The organism is Micromonospora sp. NPDC092111 (assembly GCF_044755745.1).
GTDB lineage: Bacteria > Actinomycetota > Actinomycetes > Mycobacteriales > Micromonosporaceae > Micromonospora.
On the sequence record NZ_JBIVRQ010000001.1, the window covers coordinates 1248025 to 1265682 of the forward strand.

Genomic DNA, 17658 nt, shown 5'->3' on the forward strand with positions numbered 1-17658 from the left:
CGGGTCACCGCAGTGGGCACCGGGCGGAATTCGGGCGACCGCCAGCCGGCCGGCGGACCCGCAGGTGTCGTCGAACGCTCAGAACAGGGTCAGCGGCTCGACCGGGATCGGCTCCGGCAGGGCCTCGACCCCGGGCACGCGCGCCCGTACCTCGGCGTGGAAGCGGCGGGCGAGCACGGGCGCGTCGGCATTGTCCGGGGTGTGGACGAACACGGTGGGCGAGCGGCCCTCGCGCAGCCAGCCGACGACGGTCTCGACCCAGTGCTGCCAGCCCTCGACCGTCCGCGCGTCGGAGTCGCGGCCGAGGTACCGGACGATCGGCCGATCGGTCAGCGCGCGCGACCGTAGCGGCACGCGCGGCTTCTTGGTCCAGGCGTCGCGTTCCGCGTCGCTGGTCGGCGGGCTGGCGAAGAACGCGGTGGTGTCGAAGGGCACCCACTCGGCGGTCGCGGTGGCGAGCACTGCCTCCAGCAGCCGCGTCGAGCCGGGATCGTCGAAGAACGCGGGGTGCCGGACCTCCACGGCGTACCGGTGCGAGTCGGGGAGCCGGCGCAGGAAGCGGGCGAGCGTGGGGACGTCGGTGGGGGCGAACGATCCCGGCAACTGGATCCAGAGGGCGTGCGCTCGCGGGCCCAGTGGCTCGATCGCGTCCAGGAAGGCGCGCAGCGCGTCGTCGGCGTCGGTGAGCCGGCGTTCGTGCGTGACGACCTTCGGCAGCTTCACCACGAACCGGAAGTCGGGGTCGGTCTGCTGCGCCCACGAGACGACGGTGTCCCTGGCCGGGGTCGCGTAGAAGGTGGTGTTTCCCTCGACCGCGTTGCACCAGCCGGCATAGTGCCGCAGACGCTCGGGGGACGGGAGCGGATGGGCCAGCAGACGCCCGTGCCACGACCGGTGGGTCCACATCGCGCAGCCCACGTGAAGACGCATGGCCCCGACCCTCTCACACCGGCGGGCCACCACGCCGTACGCCTGCGGCGGCCCGGCCGACGCCGGGCGGCGTCACCCCGGGCCGGTGGCGACCGACGGGTGACCTACCGGTCAGGACAGGCCGACACAGGTGGCGCAGAAGCCGGAGCCGGGCTCGGGTGACAGCGCGTCGTCCTGATAGAGCACCGGCTTGGTCACCAGCGGGTCGTCCACCGGCAGTGGCCGCGAGGTGATCCGGTACTGCGCGTCGACGTCGACGGCCAGGCACGCGATCCGCACGGTGCTGCTCCGCATCAGGCAGATCCCCGTACTGCCCACGGCCGGCGGGGTGACGAACGCGGCGCGTACCGGGGTGGGGCCGGTCGGGTCGTAGGAACGCAGCCTGGAGGAGAAGGCGAAGGCCAGCTCGCGGTCGGGCCGGAAGGCCACGACGGTGAAGGCGTACTTGCCGGCCCACCTGCCGCACAAGGTGACCTGGCCCGGGATGACGACGTTGAGTTGGGCGTCGACCTCCAGCGGATCGAAGCCGCCGGTGGCGCAGGAAGCCGGGATCCACTCCCGGTACGGGCCCGGTGTGGCCGTGGTGGCCGGGGTGGGCGTGGCCGACAGGCTGGGGTCCACGGTCAGGTGGGCAGCGGTGCGTCCGGTGTCGGTGGCGGCCGGTGCCCGGCTGCCGGCCAGGGTCGGCGCCGCCGCGAGAGCGACGAGCAGGGCGGACCCGGCCGCGAGGGTGGCGGCGGAACGTAGCTGGCGGATCATTGGTCTCCTTGGCGGTGCTTCTCCGTGGGGCGGTCGCCGGTGGGCGGGTCGTCGGCGCGGGTGGGTGCGGTTCCGCCGGCCGGCGGCGTGGCGTCAGGTGCCGGCACCTCCTCGGGGCCCGTCGCGGCACCGGTTGGCAGTGGCGCGGCACCGGCGGCGCCGAGCAGCAGGGCGAGTTGGAACCGGTTCTCCACACCGAGCCGGTCCATCAGGGCGCGCAGCGTGTAGGCGACGGTGCGGAGACTGACATTGAGTCGTTGGGCGGCGGTCGTGTCGGTGTGACCGGCGGCCAGGAGAGCCACCAGGGCCCTCTCCCGTGGTGTGAGGCTGATCGGACGTACTCCCTGGTGGAACGGATCACGACCACGTGACCACAGCCGGTGGAACAGATTGCACAGCGCCTGCACCACCGGCGGGTCGGCGACCTCCACGAAACCGGCCTCGAAGTTCATCGGATCGGCGGGGAAGAGGGCGACCCGTCGATCGAAGACCATCAGCTTCAAGGGCAGCTCGGCGAGCTGCCGGTACATCCCCTCGCCGCCGCCGCTGCTCTCCTCGGTGGGCGGCACCTGCCGGTCGCCATCGCCCGTCGGCCGGCTCAACACCCGGACCCGGACGCCGCGGTCCAGCAGGTTGCGGTCCAGCGGCAGGGCGGCTGCCCAGGACTCCGAGCTGATCACCTCCTCGGTGTTGACCGCGAGGTGCTCGTGCTGTTCGGCCGCGACCAGGTGGGCGACCCGCCGCCGGGTCACCGCCCGGCTCGGCCACCGCCGGACGGCGGCGGTGTCCACGGCGGGCAGGTCCAGTCCGTCGAGGGCGCGCAGGTGGTGCCGCCAGCGGTCCTGATCCGTCAGGACCGACGGCGGCCGACGCAGCCGGGCCAGCAGTGCCGGTAGGGCGGCGGGTGACCAGATCCGCCCGCCGCCCGACCCGACCGTGCCCGGGATCGCGCCGCCCAGTGCCGCGAGTTCGTCCAAGGCGGCGGTGACCCGGCTGCCGGGCAGGCCCAACTCCCGGCTCAGCTCAGGCTCACGTCGTGAGCCGAGCAGGGCCAGCGCGCGATAGACGAGGTCGGCGTCCGCCGACACCCCCCACCGGGTCAACTGCGGGATCACCCCCGTGGACTCCGGCATGTCACTCCTTCCGTCCGTGTTCCCGCCCCCTGCCCGCCCGGTACCAGCCGGCCGTGTCGTCGCCCGGCCAACCGGCCGCGCGGCCCGCCCAGCAGACCATCTGCCTGGCGGGCGACGGAAGGGCCTCAGGCCACGGTTGCAGGAACGTGCAATCGATGGCCGTCTCCACTCTTGTCGGCCCGCGGGGTCTGCCGGATCGTCGGTCCCGTCGTCCCCGGGGTCCGACGACATCGCCAATCGGAAATGAAGGGTCGATCAACGATGATGCGTTCGACAATCGCCCGGCGGCTGTTCGGTCTGCTGGCCACGCTGATGCTGGTCACGGTGGGGGCGACGGTTCAGGCCGCGCCCGCCGTCGCGGCCGTCACCGTGCCGTTCGGCAGCAGTGACGGCACGGTCTGGGGCACGGTGACGTTCAACAACGGGTATTCGGTCGTCGTCAAGGGATCGGTCTACGGGCTGAGCAGCAGTCCCGGCTACATCGCGCAGGGCCAGTACTTCGAGGGGAACGCCCGGATCAACTGCCGGACCACCCCGACCCGCAGCAACGGGGTCGACGGAACGGTCCGCAACTTCTCGGACAGCATGAACTGCTCGGTGGCCAACATCCAGCTCGTGGCCGTGCACTACTACAACGGCGGGTACCGGTACACCCAGTACGTCGACAACCCCTACGTGTGACGGTCCCGGTCGCCGGGGCGGATGCCAGGACGGCCTGGCCCCGGCGACCCGTCCCGCTCCGCCGGCCGGCGGTGGCAGGTGCCACCCGGTTCACCGCAACGATCGGCGCGGCTCACGCTCCGCCGGACCGGGCCCGCCGCCGACGTACGCCGTAGCCGATCAGCAGCAGCACCAGGACACCCTCGGCCACCAGGATCAGCACCGCCCAGCCGCCGCCGACCCAGCCGGCCAGCGAGGTGTACCACAGGCGGACCAACAGGGTGCAGACGGTGACCGCGAACACCGCGCTGGCCAGCCCGTACCCGGCGTACGCCGCGCGGTCCCGACGTGGATAGCCGGCCACCGCAGCCGGGCCACCGCGCAGCAACCGCCCGTAGAAGCGGTAGCTCTCGCCCCGCAGGTCGGCCAGGTTGAGCGCGTGGGTGAGCATGTAGTAGCCGTCGAGCCGGAGGAAGGGCACCAGGTTGATCCCCGCCGTCACGGTGCCGAAGAGCAGGATCGAACCGGCCAGGCTGTGCAGGGTGTGCCCGTCCGGGGCCAGCGCCCAGAGCCCGGCGAACGGCAACAGGGCGAGCATGCTGACGAACACCCCGGCGAACGCCGTGGCCACCCGCCGACCGGGCGGCAGCAGCACCACGTCGTCCACCTTGCAGTACGGGGCGAGCATCGGGAACCGCCACATCAGGCCGATCTCCTTCGCCCGTCCGCCGAAGTGCCAGCAGGTCAGCCCGTGCGCGCACTCGTGCAGGAAGATGATCGCCCAGGCGACGAGCACCCCCAGCACCACGGGTAGCGGCCCCCGCCGGCCGGCGAAGGCCGCGTCGGTCAACTGCGGCCAGGCGTACGCCACGTAGCCGGCGAGCGCCAGCACCGCGGCCAGCGCGGGTACCACGAACCCCCGGTGGAACAGCCCGGACAGCCGTGGCCCGACGCGCTGGAACAGGGCGTCCGGGTCGAACAGCGGGAACCGCGCCTGCAACGGTCCCCGCTTGGCCCGTTCCGCGTTCTCGGCGGCGGAGGCGGTCAGCCGGGCCAGCGCCTCGTCGTCGGTGGCGCCGGCCAGAAGCTGCCGCTTGTACAGCATCCCGAACAACTGCTGCCAGCTCTCCGGCCCGAGGCGGCGGCCGAACGTCTCGGCGTAGTCCGCGCCGAGGTCGTCCAGCGACCGGGTGCCGTCCATCCGGGACAGCAGGAAGTGTTCCCGGGGGCCGATCCGGTAGAACCAGCCGGTCAGCGGGTCCTTCACGTGGTGCACCACGCCCTCGCCCCGGCGCTGACCGGGTCCGAGCACGATCTCGGGCCGCAGCCGGGGCTGCCGCCCGGCGTCAACGGTGGTCACGGCATCCCCCCACCCGTCGGCGCACCCGTCACGCCGTCCCGGCCGTGGCCAGGTCGTCGAGCAACGCGCTGCGCACCAGGTACGACAGGTAGATCTCGTCCAGGATGCTCACCCCGAGCCGGTTGTTGGTCATGTGCACGTAGGAGCTGAGCAGCACCGGCAGCGCCACGTCCAGGTCGGTGGTCGGCACCGGCTCACCGCCGCCGCGCTGGAACCAGACCTGCCCGGAGGCGACCAGGTCGGTGACCCGGTCGCGCAGCTCGCGGCAGTGCGCCAACCAGCGGGCCTCGACCCCGCTGACCGCCACGCCGTCCTCGCCCCGGGCCCCCCGGCGCAGCTCGGCGAGCCGGCGCCGCAGCGCGGCGTCCATCCGCTGGTAGCTGGTGTCGAAGCTGGTGTGGTAGTCGTCGCTCGGCTCCTGGTACGAGGTCTCCCAGAACCGGCGGTACTCGTCGAGGAAGTCCGCGATCCGCCGCTCGTCGCTTAGGAACACCGCGCACATCATCATCGACAGTTGGGTGGACAGGCCGAGCAGCACCGGCCGGACGTGCACGTTGGTGGTGGCCAGCAGGCGCAGCACGATGTCGCTGGACTGCTCGAAGTGCCACTCGGCGAGCCGTACGCCCGCCGGCCCGCCGTACCGGCCGTACTCCCGCTCGTAGGGCAGGTGCGCGAAGCTGTTGTTGGGGCGCATCGGCATGACGCCGTCCACGCCGTACGCCTCGTTCCAGCGCTGCTCGCCGTACTCGGCGAGGAACATCTGCTTGTAGAGGCCGGCCAGCCCCTCGGTGTCCGCCTCGTACAGGGCCGGTCGGCGGCGTAGGAACCCCTCGATCGCCGCGTCGACCTCGGCGCGTACCACCGCCGGGTCGACGCCCGGCGCGGGCAGCACCCGCAGCCGCACGTGCGGCCCCTCCATCCAGTACTTGATGAAGAAGTAGCCGCTGATCAGCCCGTCGGCGCGGAGCCGGTCGGCCAGCGGTTGCACGCACTCGACGAGCATCGGGTTGGCGTTGCTGGCGTAGAACACGTGGACGCTGAGCCACTCGTGGTCGAGCGGGGACGGTACCTCAGTCACGTTCGCCCCTTCCGGTGCGGATGCCGTTGAGTTCGACGGTGAGTTCGGTGACGCGGCTGCCGTGCGCGTCGCGCAACATCTGCTCGTCCCGGCCGGGCAGCATCTCGGTGAGCACCAGCCGGCTGCCGGCCCGGTGGCCCATCGCGTCGAGCAACTGGACCGACAGGTAGCTGTCGAAGTCGACGTACAGCGGCTTGTGGTCCGGCCGCCCGCCGGGCTCGGCGGCGGTGCCGTCGTCGGTCGGCGCGGTGAGACGGCTGCCCTCGGGGGTGGCGAACACCCGTCGCGGCAGGTCGTTGTCGCGTCGCCAGCGCGACCAGGTGAGGAACCACTCGACCGCCGACTGGTCGGGGGTGCGGGCCGGTGGCAGGTAGTCCGGGTGCAGTTTCCACATCCGCCGTTGCAGCACCACGTTGCCGTGCCGGATGCGGGGGTAGCCGGCGATCGTCCGGCCGGGCAGCGGCACGGTGGTGCCGGCCCACAGGTCGGGCTGCGCCATGCCCAGGTAGGCGAAGTTCAGCAGCACCTGCTGCACCTCGGGCAACGCCATCGGCAGCAGGAACCCCAGGTAGACCGGGATCACCTCGGCGTCCAGCCGGCGGGACCGCAGCACCAGCCGGTCGGCGGCCGGGTCGTGCTCGATGACCAGGTCGTCCATGTGGATCTGCTCGGCCGGCGGGCGGAAGCTCATCTCGCCGGGACAGACCAGCTCGTACGGGGTCACCGCCGGATGCAGGTTGAGGTTGGTCGCGTCGTACCCGCCCTTCAGTTCGGCGAGCACCGCGCCGGGCGGTTGCAGCCGGGCCAGTTCGGCGCGCAGCGTGCCGGCCAGGTCGGCGTCGTCGAACAGGTACGCGAAGCGGGAGAACAGCAGGGTCATCCCGGAGTAGATCCGGTTGACCACCACCCGGGGCGCGGTGCCGTCGTCGGCGATCTGGAGGAAGAACGACCGGGGGTCGAGTTCGCCCAGGTTCTCCGGGACCAGCGCGGCGACGTCGGCCATGAAGGCGTCGTCGAGGACCAGTTCGGTGGCGTCGGCCGGCAGGTCGCCGTACGCCCGGTTGATCCGGGTGGCCAGCTCCGTGCGGGCGTCGTCCAGCGCGGTAATCTCGTCCTGCCGGAACCAGTTCTCCTGGCGGACGTAGCGGTTCTCCTCGTCGAACGGCCGGCGGCGCATCGACCGGGCGCTGTAGTGCTCGAAGAAGTCCTGCTGGAACTCGTGGGCGAAGGTCAGCAGGTCCTCGCAGCGCCCGCCGACGCCGTGCCGGGCCTTGAAGAAGCCCCGGGTGACCAGCCGCCGGGGCAGGTTGATGTCGAACAGGGGCATGAGCCCGGCCAACGCCCGCAGTCCGGGCAGGATCTCCCGCTCCCAGCGGTCCCGGTCGGCGGTCACCGGCGTGAGGGTGTCCAGCGTGCTGTCCTCGTACAGCAGGGTGCGCGGTGCCGGCACGTCGGCCCGGCCGAGGTCGTCGTGCGCCCCGGCCAGCTCGGCCCGGACCCGGGCCAGCACCCGACGGCGGCCGTCGAGGTCCTCGTCGGGGAACCCGGTGGCCAGCTCGTTGGCCGTCTCGATCCGGGCGGCGAGCCGGTCGGCCCAGTCGGTGCCGATGGCCCGCAGCGCCCGCTGGTAGCCCGCCACCGGGTCGGCGGCGTGGATGTCCAGGTGCAGGTTGGGCACCACCAGCAGACCGACCCGGAGCAGGTGGTGCAGGTACTGTTCCACCTCGACCGCCGGCCGGTCGTCCGGCCCGGCGAGCGTGGCGACCAGGTCGGCGAGCCGGACCACCCGGCCCCCGTCGAGCGCCGCCAGGACGTCCGCCAGCAGCCGGCCGCTGGGCAGCACGAACAGCGACTCGTGGATGGACTCCATGGTGACGGCGGCGTCCCCGTCGTCGCTGCTGGTGCGCCGGCGGCGCAGGTACCGGATCCGGCCGTGTTCGATGCGCCACCCGGTGGTGACGGTGACCGGCAGGTCCGCGCGCAGCTTCTCGTCGGCGAGCACGATCGCGGAGATCCGGCCGAGGGCGGCGAGGTTGAGCCGGGCCCGGCCGTGCTTGTCGGTGCCCGGTTCCCCGCCGGCCGGTTCGACCCGCAGCAGCTCACCGGTGCCGGTGCCGAAGGTGCCGACGTTGACCGTGGTCAGCCGGCTGAACGGGCTGGTCTTGCCGGCGGTGCGGAAGGCGTACTCCAGCAGCGACCGTTCGACCCGCCGGGCCCGCTTGCCGGAGCTGGAGCCCTTGCCCAGGTACGCGGTGAGGTACTGGTCCAGCGACGGGGAGGCGAGCAGGATGCCGCCGCGCAGGTCGGGGTGGTCGGCGAGCCGGCGCAGCAGGGCCTGGCGGTCGGCCAGTTCCCGGTCCAGCAGCGCCGCGCCGGCCGCCCGCTGCCGCTGGTACGCCGACCAGGTGTCCAGCCAGTCGCACAGCAGCCGGTGGGTGTCCGCGCCGAGCGCGTCGGCCGGCCAGGCGTCGGGGTCCGCCGGGCGGGGCGCCCGCAGGTTGTAGACGTCCCGACGCAGCCGGATCAGGCGCTGCCGCAGCCGGTCGTCGGCGAGGTGCCGGCCGATCGTCTCCTGCAACGCGTCGGCCAGCGTCTGCCCGGTGCTCCGCAGCCGGGTCTCCAGGTCGAGCACCTGGGCTGCCCAGGCGGCGGTGACCGGGAAGGCCAGTTCGTCGGCGACCTCGATCGGCAGTCCCGCCGTGCGCAGCATGAACACGTCGGGCATGTGCCAGGTCACGTCGGTGGCCCGTGCCGCGGGCACCGTCGCCGTCACGGTCACGGCAAGCTCCTCTCCTCCGGCTGGCGCGCAGGCGCTGCCGGTCACAGGTGGTACGCCAGGTCGGCGGGGATGTCCGGCTGCCCGCCGAGGAGCAGGAACAGCACGGTCCGCTCGTCGGTGGTGTCGATGCCGAGCGCCTCGTTCATGGCGACGTTGTCGAAGCCGAGCACCGCCCCGCAGCCGATGCCCTGGGCGGTGGTGGCGCAGTAGGCGTGCTGGGCGACGGTGCCGACCTCGGCGTTGAGGATCCGGTACCCGCGCGGGCCGTACGCGGCCAGCACGGCGTCGAGCCGGCCGGAGATGGCCAGCACCGCGCCGACCTGTCCCATGGTGTAGTTGGTCAGGAAGTACTGCTGTTGCAGGAAGGCGGACATGCTCGGCTCAGGTGCCGGCCCGGCCGGCAGCAGAGCGTGTTCCTCCGGCCGGTAGGCGTAGGTGCCCGGTGCCAGCCCGTCGACGTGGTTGGCGAACAGCCACAGCCGGGTCAGCTCGGGGGTGCCGTCGGGCAGTTTCACGTCGGCCGGGTAGCGGCGGCCGGCGGCGGCGAACGCCAGGGTGGTGCCGACCTGCGCGGCGGTCAGCTCGGGTGGCCGCCGGAACCGGCCGAAGCTGCTCCGCCTGGCCCGCAGCACCGTGGTCAGCGACTGGTCGAGCCGGTCGAGTTCGGGTGCGGGCAGCGGGGTCGGCGGCCCGGCCAGCTCGGCGGGGGCGAGGTCGTGCGACCGGTCGGGGTCGGGGATCTCGGCCGGTGCCATGGCTGCCCGGTGCACGGTGGTGATATGCGGAAACGCGAGTACGGTCCGGGACCGTTCGAACGGCTGGTGCCCGACGCGTGGCCCGTTGCCGGCGGCGGCCGGATCGGTGGACCGGGGGTCGGCTCCGGCGGCCCGCTGCCGGTCGGCGGCCTCCGGCGGGTCCGGTGGTTCGCCCGTACCCGCCCAGGGCAGCGGGACGACGGCGAAGACGCTCTCGGCGTCGCTGTCCAGGCCGAGCAGGTGGTCCAGCGGTCCCGGGTCGAAGGAGAGGGTCCGCCGCAGCGGAACGCCGAGCGCCCGGCCGAGCAGGTCCCACGAGCCGAGGAGCGCGCCGAGGTCCTGGGTGACCACGTGGTAGCAGAAGCTGTTGTACTTGAACGAGTTCTTCCAGAACCTGATGCTGGCCAGCAGGTAGTGGTCCGGACCGTCGGCCGTGCCGAGCGCGGCCCGGACCGTCGGCGTGACATCCCCGGTGAGCAGCCGTTCCAGCGCGTGGTGCCCGGTGGCGTAGTGGTAGACGCCGGGCAGCAGCGGGCCGGACGGGCCGGCGACGAGGTAGATCTCCACCGGGTACATGCCGCCGCCGGACGCGGTGCCGCGCCCCCACACGGTGTGCGGGAAGTGCACCCGCTTGTCGATGTCCTGGTTCCAGTTCACCACCAGCCGCCGGTCGAGCACCCCGTACGACAGGCGCAGCAGGGTGGCCAGCCGGTCCAGCGTCCAGCCGCCCCCGGCCGGCGGCTCGGCACCGGTCAGCAGCTCGCGCAGGGTGGCCAGGGTCGGCGGGTCACCGGCCAGCGGCAGCCGACGGGCGCCGGGGTAGGTCTTGTGTCGGGACGGCTGGTCGGTCCAGTTGACCTCGTACCCGAGGGGTTCCATCGGCTCGCGGGCGCGCCGGAACACCGCTTCGGCGTAATCCCGGACCACCTCGATGGCGCTGTGCTGCATGGTGGCTCCTAGGGGAAGGGGTGCGGGTGGTGGTTGCGGCCGGTGGCACCGAGCCGGTCGGGGCCGCGCTGGCCCCGGGCCAGGTGGCGGGCGAGCCGGTCGGTGTGCAGCACCCGCTGCCGCTGCCAGCCGAAGTCGATCGGGACCAGGGCCGGAGCCACCACCGCCATCGTGTGCACGCCGGCGACGGCCTGCTCGGGGCAGGTCTGGTCGACGGCGAGCACGTCGCCGCCCAGCCCGGCGATCAGGCCGGTCAGGTACTCCACGTCCGCCCGCAGGTCGGTGTTGTCGGGCCGGGCGGCCAGCCAGTCGCCGTACAGCTCGGTCATGGACCGCAGCGGCGGGTCGTCGAAGAGGAAGTCGGCGTACTTCGCCATCTCCGGCAGGCCGTACAGCAGCGCGTGGTGACTCAGCTCGGTCACCTTCGTGTAGTCCTCGACCATGATCCGCAGGTCCGGTTCGCTGGCGGCCACCCGCTCGTCGAAGCCGGGCACGTACGAGGCCGTCTCGCAGAGCGCGGCGCGTACCGCGTCGTCGGGGTCGAGGCTGGCCCCGGCGGCGAAGCAGAGCTGCCCCAGCCCGCCGTCCCGGCGTACCGCCACCGCGGTGACCACCGGGATCGGCAGGTCGGCGCGGGTGTCGAAGAGCCGTACGTCGTAGCCGAGCAGGTTGACCCGGTCGAGCATGAAGTGCACCCGCTCGTCGCGGCAGGTGGCCGGGTCGATCTCGGCGAGCCGGGCCGAGCCGTACCAGGCGAGCAGGAAGGCGTCCCGTTCGACCAGTTCGAGCATGCCGTGCAGCAGCGCCTCCTCCGGGCAGCTACCGCTGGCGCAGCCGTTGGAGCACTCCTGCACGAACTTCCGCTGCTCGGTACGCCGGTCCAGGTAGTAGACCAACTGCTCGGGGACCAGCCTGGGCGCCTCGTCCCGCAGCGAGTAGCCCCAGACCCAGTGCATCCGCTCGGTCGGCGAGTACGGCGTGTAGTGGAGCCCGTGCCCGTGGTAGAACGCCGGGTGGTAGCCGAGCCCGGCCGGGTCCAGGGCGTGCGGCGCGAGGTTGGCGTAGCTGTCGTGCACCACGGTCCGCTTGGCCCGGGGGAACTGCCCGGCGTACCGCTCCAGCCCTTCCAACAGGGCGTACGTCTCGCTGCTGCCGTAGCTGTTGGCGTGCCCGCTCCACCACATCTCGTGCAGGTCGAACCGGCTGCGGACCCGGAAGTAGCCGGTCACCGGGGCGGTGGCGGTGGCGTTGTAGGCGCGCAGCGCGCCGCCGCCCAGCGCGCCGGCGACCGGGTTGCTGAGCGCGGCCACCGGCAGGCCCAACTCCTCGGCACGGCGCAGCCGGTACGTGGTCGGGCTGGGCTTGGGCCGTGCGGTGAGCGTGATGACGGCGTCCTCGGCGCTGTCCGGGCGCGGCGCGGCGCAGGTCGGGCACTCCGAGTCGAGCAGCACCTCCACCGCCGTGACCTCCAGGGTGTCCATCCGCAACTGGTGCAGCCGGCCGACGCCCGGCCGTACCGGCGGCTGTCCGCAGGCGCGCAGGACGAGCTGCCACACCGCCTCGACGGCGAACGGGGTGAGGTGCGGCAGCGTACCGGTGACCGCGGCGCGGGCCCCGTGTTCCAGGGCGTGGCGCTCCTCGCGCAGCCGGATGGCCTGCCAGCGTCGTTCCACGCAGACCGGGCAGGGGCCGCCGCGGTCGGGGTGGAACGGCGGGCCGACCAGGGCGGTGGCGCCGTGCAGCCAGATCGGCACGACGGTGCCGGCGGGCCGGTCGGACCCGGGCGGGTCCTGGTACGCGTCGGTCAGGCCCAGGGCCGCGATGCGCACGCTGACCCCGTCCAGGTCGCCCGGGTGCGCCGCGCGGTGTTCCGCGGTGCGCTGGTCGAAGACCTCGCCGAGGTGCTGGAGATTGGTGTCCCAAACCGTGTCGGTGGTGCGGACGTCGACGATCATGGTTGTGCCTCATCTGTCGGGACGATCGGCATCCGGAGGTCCCCGCCGGCCGGATGGCCGGCGGGGATTGGTCACGGCGGATCAGCCGCCACCGCAACCGGTGCTGGTGCTGCTACTGCAGCAGCTCGACGTGCTGCACGAGCAGCAGCTAGAGCACGAGCAGCTGGAACTCGACCAGGCCATGACCATGGAGTCGATCGCGTCGACGTCTTCGATCTCGAACGTCTCGGTCTCCAGGGCGCGTAGCTCCTCCAAGAATTCGGGCATCTTGCCTACCTCCCCTCGGTGGGTCGGGCCGGGACGGCGGGCGTGCCGCCGGCGGCGATGCCGCGCCGTCTGCCGGCCATCGGTCAACTGGTGCTGCTGCAGCTTGACGAGGTGCAGCTACAGCAACTGGAGGTGCTACAGCTCGACGTGCTCGTGCTGCTGCTGCACCGACTCCGGGAGTACGGTGGGATGCGGGTGCTGTGCCGGCACGGACCTTCCCTTCGTTCCGGACCTGACAACCGTGACGCTGGCCGGTGCCGCACCACCGAGGGTGACCCGCTGGAGGCGCGCTTGGTGCTCGTCGGCCGGGGATGCGCCCCCGGCCGGCGGCGAGTCGTGCTGCGGCACCGGCGTACGTGGTTGCTCTCGTTACCGGGTTCTCACCCGAGCGGTCAGCCGCAGCTCGAGCAACTGGTGCTGGTGCTGCAGCAGCTCGACGTGCTGCACGAGCAGCAGCTCGACGTGCTGCAGCTCGAGCTGGTCGCGGCGAGCGCGTCGCCGCCGTCCTCGATCTCTTCGATCTCGAAGGTCTCGATCTCAAGCTGGCGCAGTTCGTCGTTCAGCGTGATCGGCATGTCTTTCCCCCCTCTCCAGGTCGCGTGCCTCCGCCCGGGTTTCGCCGGGTGGTCTCAGTGCGCCGCACCAGCGGTACGACGCCACAGCAGGACGACCCCGCCCACCAGCGACCCGGTGGCCCGGATGTCCGGCGTGGTGTGGTCGACCAGCAGCGCGGTCAGCCCCCGGGGGGTGAGCGAGGCGAGGACCTCGGCGACGCTCGGGTCGGCCGCCGGCCCGTCGGTCGCCGGCTCCGTGGTCGTCCGCAACGCGGTACGCGGGTCGAAGTCGGCGAGCAGCGGTGCGCCGGTGTCGGCCGGCGCTCCCTCGAAGTGCTGGACCTGGATCGTGCCGACCAGGTCCCGCAGCGCGGCGAGACGGGCCTCGCGGGCGGACAACCCCGCCGCCGTCGTCCAGATCGGACGGTCCCCGTCGAGCGACTCCGACACGGCGAGCACCGCGTGCGCCGGCGCGGCCCCGGCCAGGGCGTACAGCCGGTAGGGCCGGCCGAACCGGTGGGCCGCTTTGACCACCAGTGCGGTGTCGTCGTCGGTGGTCAGGTCGGCCTCCGGCACCGGGGTGAGGGTCGCCCCGCCGCGTACCGCCGCCACCAGCGCGTGGTAGCCCAGGGCGCTGGCGAGTCCGTCCGCGACGACCGCGTCGACGGAGGCGCCGACCGCCGCGCCGGCCACGGTGCGTTCGGCGTAGCCGTCCCGGTTCGCGGCGCTGAACGGCAGCGCCAGGGCGGCGGGGACCCACACCGTGGCGTCGTCCCCGCCGAGCACCCGGGCCGGCAGCCAGCTCAGCCGGCGGTCGGGGTCGTAGGGCAGCGCACCGGAGGTGGTGTCGAGGGCCGTCCACGGCACCGGGGTGCGCCCGCTCCGGGTCAGTTCGGCCGCCGAGGCGGTGACCGCCCCGTCCAGGTCGGCGAAGCCGCCCAGGTAGTCGCGGACCGCGAGTCGGTAGGCGGCGAGTCGGGCGCCCATCACGGTGTGCACGTCGAACGCGCTGAGGTCCCGGGGGCCGGGCACCCGCAGCCGCGCCGTCTTCAGTGGCGCCTGTTCCAGCGGGTCGTCGACGAACCGGGTGAAGACCCCGGTGTGGGGGGACACCAGGATCTCGGCCCGCTGGTAGACCTCCTCGTCGGTCTCGGGCGCCGCGACCGGGGCCGGGCTCGGCGACGGGCTGTGCCGGCACACCGGGCAGCTCGGGTGCGCCAGCAGCCGTTCCCGGGTCGACTCCAGCGTGTCGACGTCCAGCAGCACCACCGAGGACGAGGTGTCCGGTGGCAGCGCCCCGGTCAGCGCGCGGAACACCTCGAAGGCGGCGGCGTTGCCCACCATCCGGGCGGCCACCGTGTCGACCGGGCCGGCTCCGGGGACGACCGGCCCGAGGGCGAGCTGACGCCAGACGTCGGCGGCGACCGTCGGGTCGGCGCTGGCGGTGAGCCGCAACTGGGCGCAGAGCCAGCACGGGCTCGCCGCCCGGCCGGTGGTGGGTCCGAGCACCGCGCGGCCGTTGCTCCAGACGACGGGTACGAACACCGGACCGGCGGACTGGCAGGCCCGGGTGAGGTCGAGCACCCTGGGCAGGTCGCCGTGCTCGGCGCAGTAGACGAGCGCGTCGGCGGTGGTGTGGTCGAGCGGGCCGGTGCTGATCTGCACCTCGGCCGGCACCCCGGCGGCGCGGAACTGCTCGGCTGCCGCCCCGAGGACGTCGCGGTAGGGCCGAGGATCGTCCTCGGGGTGCAGGGTGATCCGGGCACAACCGTTGCTGAGCAGGCCGGACGCGGCGGCCAGCAGCGTCGGTCCGGCCCCGCCGAGCACCACGTGGGCGGTGTGGAAGCGCAGGAAGCGCCCGGCGGCGTCGTCGGCGAAGTGGTCGACGAACTCGATCTGACCGGCGAACCGGCGGGCCACCGGTTCGGGGACCTCGGTGCCGTCGGCCGCGTCCTTGGCGAAACCCCGGCTGACCAGCGCCCGGACCAGGGTGGCGACCGTGCGCTGCTGCCCCTCGTCCAGGCTGCCGCACAACTGCCCCACCGAGTTCTGGCCGGTGAGGTAGGGGCTCAACGTGCTCAGCCAGCGGAACGCCGAGCGACCCTTGAGCAGGAACGCCGTGTCCGACCCGCGCAGGTAGGCGCCGCTGGGTGCCTCGAGGAAGACGACGTCGTGACGGAGTTTGGGGCGCATCTCCCACACGTCGGCCAGATCCCGAGGCAGACTCATCACGGCTCCAATCGCGAACGACTCGCGTCTATCGAAAAAGTCCCTTCATGGTCCACATGGCACGGAGGATCGTCAACAAGTTGTTTCACGCTCGTTTAGTCACGCAAGGTGACAGTCGGTTTTGACCAGCTTGTCGCTAAGCGTTCGACGCTCATCAGTGGGACTACCCTTTTCCCGTGCCGCCCGCTAGCCTGTGGGCTGCCGGTGCAGGTGCCAGTCCTGGAAGGCCAGGTCAGGGGGCTGAGTGTCGTGCCGGCTGCCATTCGGCGTGCCCGGCGGGCGGGCCGAGGGTGCCGGTGCGTGACGTTAACAATTGTAGTTGGTCAATTATTCGGATAACCGGCACGTGCTGTTAACGGGCAGGAAAGGAATCGGGTGGACCCGAGAGGAATCTGTCGTACCGCGCCCACCCGCGATGCGCGTTGCAGGTGATGGCGTGCGGTCAGCGATAACGGAATTCCCCATTGCCGTCGACGGGGTCACCAAGCGCTTCGGCGGCGGCGTGCTCGCCGTGGCCGATCTTGACCTGCGGGTTCGCGCCGGCGAGGTGTTCGGCTTCCTGGGCCGCAACGGGGCGGGCAAGACCACCACGATGCGGATGCTGGTCGGGTTGGTCCGGCCGACCGCCGGCACCATTCGGGTCCTCGGCCAGCCGCCGGGTACGCCCGCCGCGTTGGCCCGGATCGGCGCGTTGATCGAGACGCCGGCCTTCTACCCCCACCTGTCCGGGTTGGACAATCTGCTGCTCGCCGCCCGGTACGCCGGAGCGCCCGCCGGGGCCGCGCGGCGGGCCCTGGCCGAGGTGGGGCTCACCGACCGGGCCGGCTCCCGTTTCCGCACCTACTCGCTCGGCATGAAGCAACGCCTCGGTGTCGCCGCCGCCCTGCTCAAGGACCCCGACCTGCTCATCCTGGACGAGCCGACGAACGGGCTCGACCCGGCCGGGGTCGCGGAGATGCGCGAGCTGCTCCGGGCGATCGGCCAGGGCGGACGCACGGTGCTGCTCTCCAGCCACGTGCTGACCGAGGTGGAGCAGATCTGCGACCGGGTCGCCGTGATCGACGCCGGGCGGCTCGTCGCCGAGGGCGCCCCCGGCGAGCTGCGGTCCGCCCTCGGCACCGGCGCCGTGATCATCGATGCCGACCCGGCCGACCGGGCGACCGCCTGCCTGCGCGCCCACCCCGCCGTGCAGGCCGTGGAGCCCGCCGACGGGATGCTGCGGGTGACGGTGGATCCGGAGCACGCCGCCGAACTCAACCGGGCGCTGGTGAACGCCGGCGTGGACGTCCGCGAGCTGCGACCGGTCCGGCACTCGCTGGAGGAGGCGTTCCTCGAACTGACCGGTCCGTCCCGGCCGGAGCGGACCTCGCCCGGGGCCGGGCCGACACTGGAGGAGGTGCGGTGATCGCATCCGTACGGGCCGCGCTGTTCGCCGATCGCAAACGGCCCGGGGTGTGGTCGATCGGGGCCACCTGGCTGGGGCTGGCGCTCGCCTTCGGGCTGGGCATCCCCTACGTCGTCTACCAGGCGATCTCCGGCGACCCGGAGCAGGCCGGCTCGGCGGAGGAGCTGCTGGCCGTGGTGCTCCCCGACCAGCTCGTGCCGACCGGCATCGGGCTCTTCCCCCTCTTCGGCGGCGCCATCGTGGTGATCCTCGGCGCGCTCGTCATCGGCAACGAGTTCCGGTGGGGCACCCTTCATCTGATCTTCACCCAACGTCCCCGCCGGGCCCAGGTCCTCGGCGGCCACGCCGTCGCCCTGGTCCTGATCGCGCTCGCGCTGGTCGTCGCCACCTTCGTGGCGATGGCCGGGCTGACCGCCCTGCTGGCCACCGTGGAGGGACGCGACATCACCTGGCCCGGGCCGGGCGCGCTGGCCGGCGCGGTGGGTGCCGGCTGGCTGATCTGCGCCGCCCACGCCAGCCTCGGGTTTCTCCTGGCGGTGGTGTTCCGCAACACCGCGACCGCCATCGCGGTCGGTCTGGTCTGGACGTTGGTGATCGAGAACGCGGTCAGTGGGCTGGCCCTGGTGCTCGCGCCGTTCGAGGTCGTCCAGAAGATCCTGCTGGCCCCGAGCTCGGGCGCGCTCGCCGGGGCGCTGGGGGCCCGGTCCCAGTTCGAGGGTGGAACGCCCGGGGTGGTGGCGGCGTCGAACTGGTGGCTGCCGGTGGTCGTCCTGCTCGGTTACGTGATCCTGTCCATCGGTGGTGCACTGTGGGTGGCAGGCCGACGAGACGTGGGCTGACCCGGCG

General features: G+C 72.7%; 14 protein-coding genes. 3 read left to right on the forward strand and 11 right to left on the reverse strand.

What is annotated here, in order from left to right; all coding sequences use genetic code 11:
• Positions 1–78: 78 nt before the first annotated feature.
• The 3 genes from ACIQG9_RS05335 to ACIQG9_RS05345 all read right to left on the reverse strand — a co-directional run bounded on the left by ACIQG9_RS05335 (position 79) and on the right by ACIQG9_RS05345 (position 2822).
• Complete coding sequence (locus ACIQG9_RS05335) at positions 79–906, reverse strand: DUF72 domain-containing protein (protein WP_400398805.1); 828 nt, start codon at positions 904–906, stop codon at positions 79–81.
• Between the two features lie 135 nt (positions 907–1041).
• A complete protein-coding gene (locus ACIQG9_RS05340; RefSeq protein ID WP_400398623.1) occupies positions 1042–1689 on the reverse strand; it encodes a hypothetical protein in 648 nt (215 codons plus the stop codon).
• Complete coding sequence (locus tag ACIQG9_RS05345; protein ID WP_400398624.1) at positions 1686–2822, reverse strand: LuxR C-terminal-related transcriptional regulator; 1137 nt, start codon at positions 2820–2822, stop codon at positions 1686–1688. Before ACIQG9_RS05345 ends, ACIQG9_RS05340 begins: the two co-directional genes overlap by 4 nt.
• 261 nt (positions 2823–3083) lie before the next feature.
• Here ACIQG9_RS05345 and ACIQG9_RS05350 point away from each other — a divergent pair, with 261 nt between their 5' ends.
• Entirely contained in the window at positions 3084–3503 is a 420-nt protein-coding gene (locus ACIQG9_RS05350) for a hypothetical protein (RefSeq protein ID WP_400398625.1), read from the forward strand.
• Positions 3504–3615: 112 nt separating this feature from the next.
• On the opposite strand, the gene ACIQG9_RS05355 is transcribed toward ACIQG9_RS05350, so the two are convergent.
• From ACIQG9_RS05355 to ACIQG9_RS05390, 8 genes are all read right to left on the reverse strand, one after another.
• On the reverse strand, positions 3616–4842 hold the full coding sequence (locus ACIQG9_RS05355; RefSeq protein WP_400398626.1) for a hypothetical protein: 1227 nt from the start codon (positions 4840–4842) through the stop codon (positions 3616–3618).
• A 28-nt stretch (positions 4843–4870) separates the two neighbouring features.
• Entirely contained in the window at positions 4871–5920 is a 1050-nt protein-coding gene (locus ACIQG9_RS05360) for a lantibiotic dehydratase C-terminal domain-containing protein (protein ID WP_400398627.1), read from the reverse strand.
• Positions 5913–8699, reverse strand: a complete 2787-nt coding sequence (locus ACIQG9_RS05365; protein ID WP_400398628.1) for a lantibiotic dehydratase — start codon at positions 8697–8699, stop codon at positions 5913–5915. The genes ACIQG9_RS05360 and ACIQG9_RS05365 overlap by 8 nt, the downstream gene beginning before the upstream one ends.
• Positions 8700–8740: 41 nt before the next feature.
• Complete coding sequence (locus ACIQG9_RS05370; RefSeq protein WP_400398629.1) at positions 8741–10402, reverse strand: SagB family peptide dehydrogenase; 1662 nt, start codon at positions 10400–10402, stop codon at positions 8741–8743.
• A gap of 8 nt (positions 10403–10410) precedes the next feature.
• The gene (locus tag ACIQG9_RS05375; RefSeq protein ID WP_400398630.1) at positions 10411–12357 is read right to left on the reverse strand and encodes a TOMM precursor leader peptide-binding protein; all 1947 of its coding nucleotides are present in this window, start codon (positions 12355–12357) and stop codon (positions 10411–10413) included.
• 81 nt (positions 12358–12438) lie between these two features.
• Positions 12439–12624, reverse strand: coding sequence for a thiazolylpeptide-type bacteriocin (locus ACIQG9_RS05380; RefSeq protein WP_400398631.1), 186 nt, complete (start codon positions 12622–12624; stop codon positions 12439–12441).
• Between the two features lie 392 nt (positions 12625–13016).
• Positions 13017–13199 carry a hypothetical protein gene (locus ACIQG9_RS05385; protein WP_400398632.1) on the reverse strand — a complete coding sequence of 61 codons (183 nt, stop codon included), beginning with the start codon at positions 13197–13199 and terminating at the stop codon, positions 13017–13019.
• Positions 13200–13253: 54 nt separating this feature from the next.
• Positions 13254–15407: a TOMM precursor leader peptide-binding protein gene (locus tag ACIQG9_RS05390; protein ID WP_400398633.1), complete on the reverse strand. Its 2154-nt coding sequence runs from the start codon at positions 15405–15407 to the stop codon at positions 13254–13256.
• A gap of 436 nt (positions 15408–15843) precedes the next feature.
• Here ACIQG9_RS05390 and ACIQG9_RS05395 point away from each other — a divergent pair, with 436 nt between their 5' ends.
• Both ACIQG9_RS05395 and ACIQG9_RS05400 read left to right on the forward strand, forming a co-directional pair.
• A complete protein-coding gene (locus tag ACIQG9_RS05395) occupies positions 15844–16812 on the forward strand; it encodes an ATP-binding cassette domain-containing protein (RefSeq protein WP_400398634.1) in 969 nt (322 codons plus the stop codon).
• Positions 16809–17651: an ABC transporter permease gene (locus ACIQG9_RS05400; RefSeq protein ID WP_400398635.1), complete on the forward strand. Its 843-nt coding sequence runs from the start codon at positions 16809–16811 to the stop codon at positions 17649–17651. The genes ACIQG9_RS05395 and ACIQG9_RS05400 overlap by 4 nt, the downstream gene beginning before the upstream one ends.
• Positions 17652–17658 lie beyond the last annotated feature (7 nt).

Bases quoted from the DNA above. Each gene is read 5' to 3' on its own strand.
- ACIQG9_RS05335 (WP_400398805.1), bottom strand. From the start codon at position 906: ATGTGGACCCACCGGTCGTGGCACGGGCGTCTGCTGGCCCATCCGCTC.
- ACIQG9_RS05340 (WP_400398623.1), bottom strand. From the start codon at position 1,689: ATGATCCGCCAGCTACGTTCCGCCGCCACCCTCGCGGCCGGGTCCGCC.
- ACIQG9_RS05345 (WP_400398624.1), bottom strand. From the start codon at position 2,822: ATGCCGGAGTCCACGGGGGTGATCCCGCAGTTGACCCGGTGGGGGGTG.
- ACIQG9_RS05350 (WP_400398625.1), top strand. From the start codon at position 3,084: ATGATGCGTTCGACAATCGCCCGGCGGCTGTTCGGTCTGCTGGCCACG.
- ACIQG9_RS05370 (WP_400398629.1), bottom strand. From the start codon at position 10,402: ATGCAGCACAGCGCCATCGAGGTGGTCCGGGATTACGCCGAAGCGGTG.
- ACIQG9_RS05375 (WP_400398630.1), bottom strand. From the start codon at position 12,357: ATGATCGTCGACGTCCGCACCACCGACACGGTTTGGGACACCAATCTC.
- ACIQG9_RS05380 (WP_400398631.1), bottom strand. From the start codon at position 12,624: ATGCCCGAATTCTTGGAGGAGCTACGCGCCCTGGAGACCGAGACGTTC.
- ACIQG9_RS05385 (WP_400398632.1), bottom strand. From the start codon at position 13,199: ATGCCGATCACGCTGAACGACGAACTGCGCCAGCTTGAGATCGAGACC.
- ACIQG9_RS05390 (WP_400398633.1), bottom strand. From the start codon at position 15,407: ATGAGTCTGCCTCGGGATCTGGCCGACGTGTGGGAGATGCGCCCCAAA.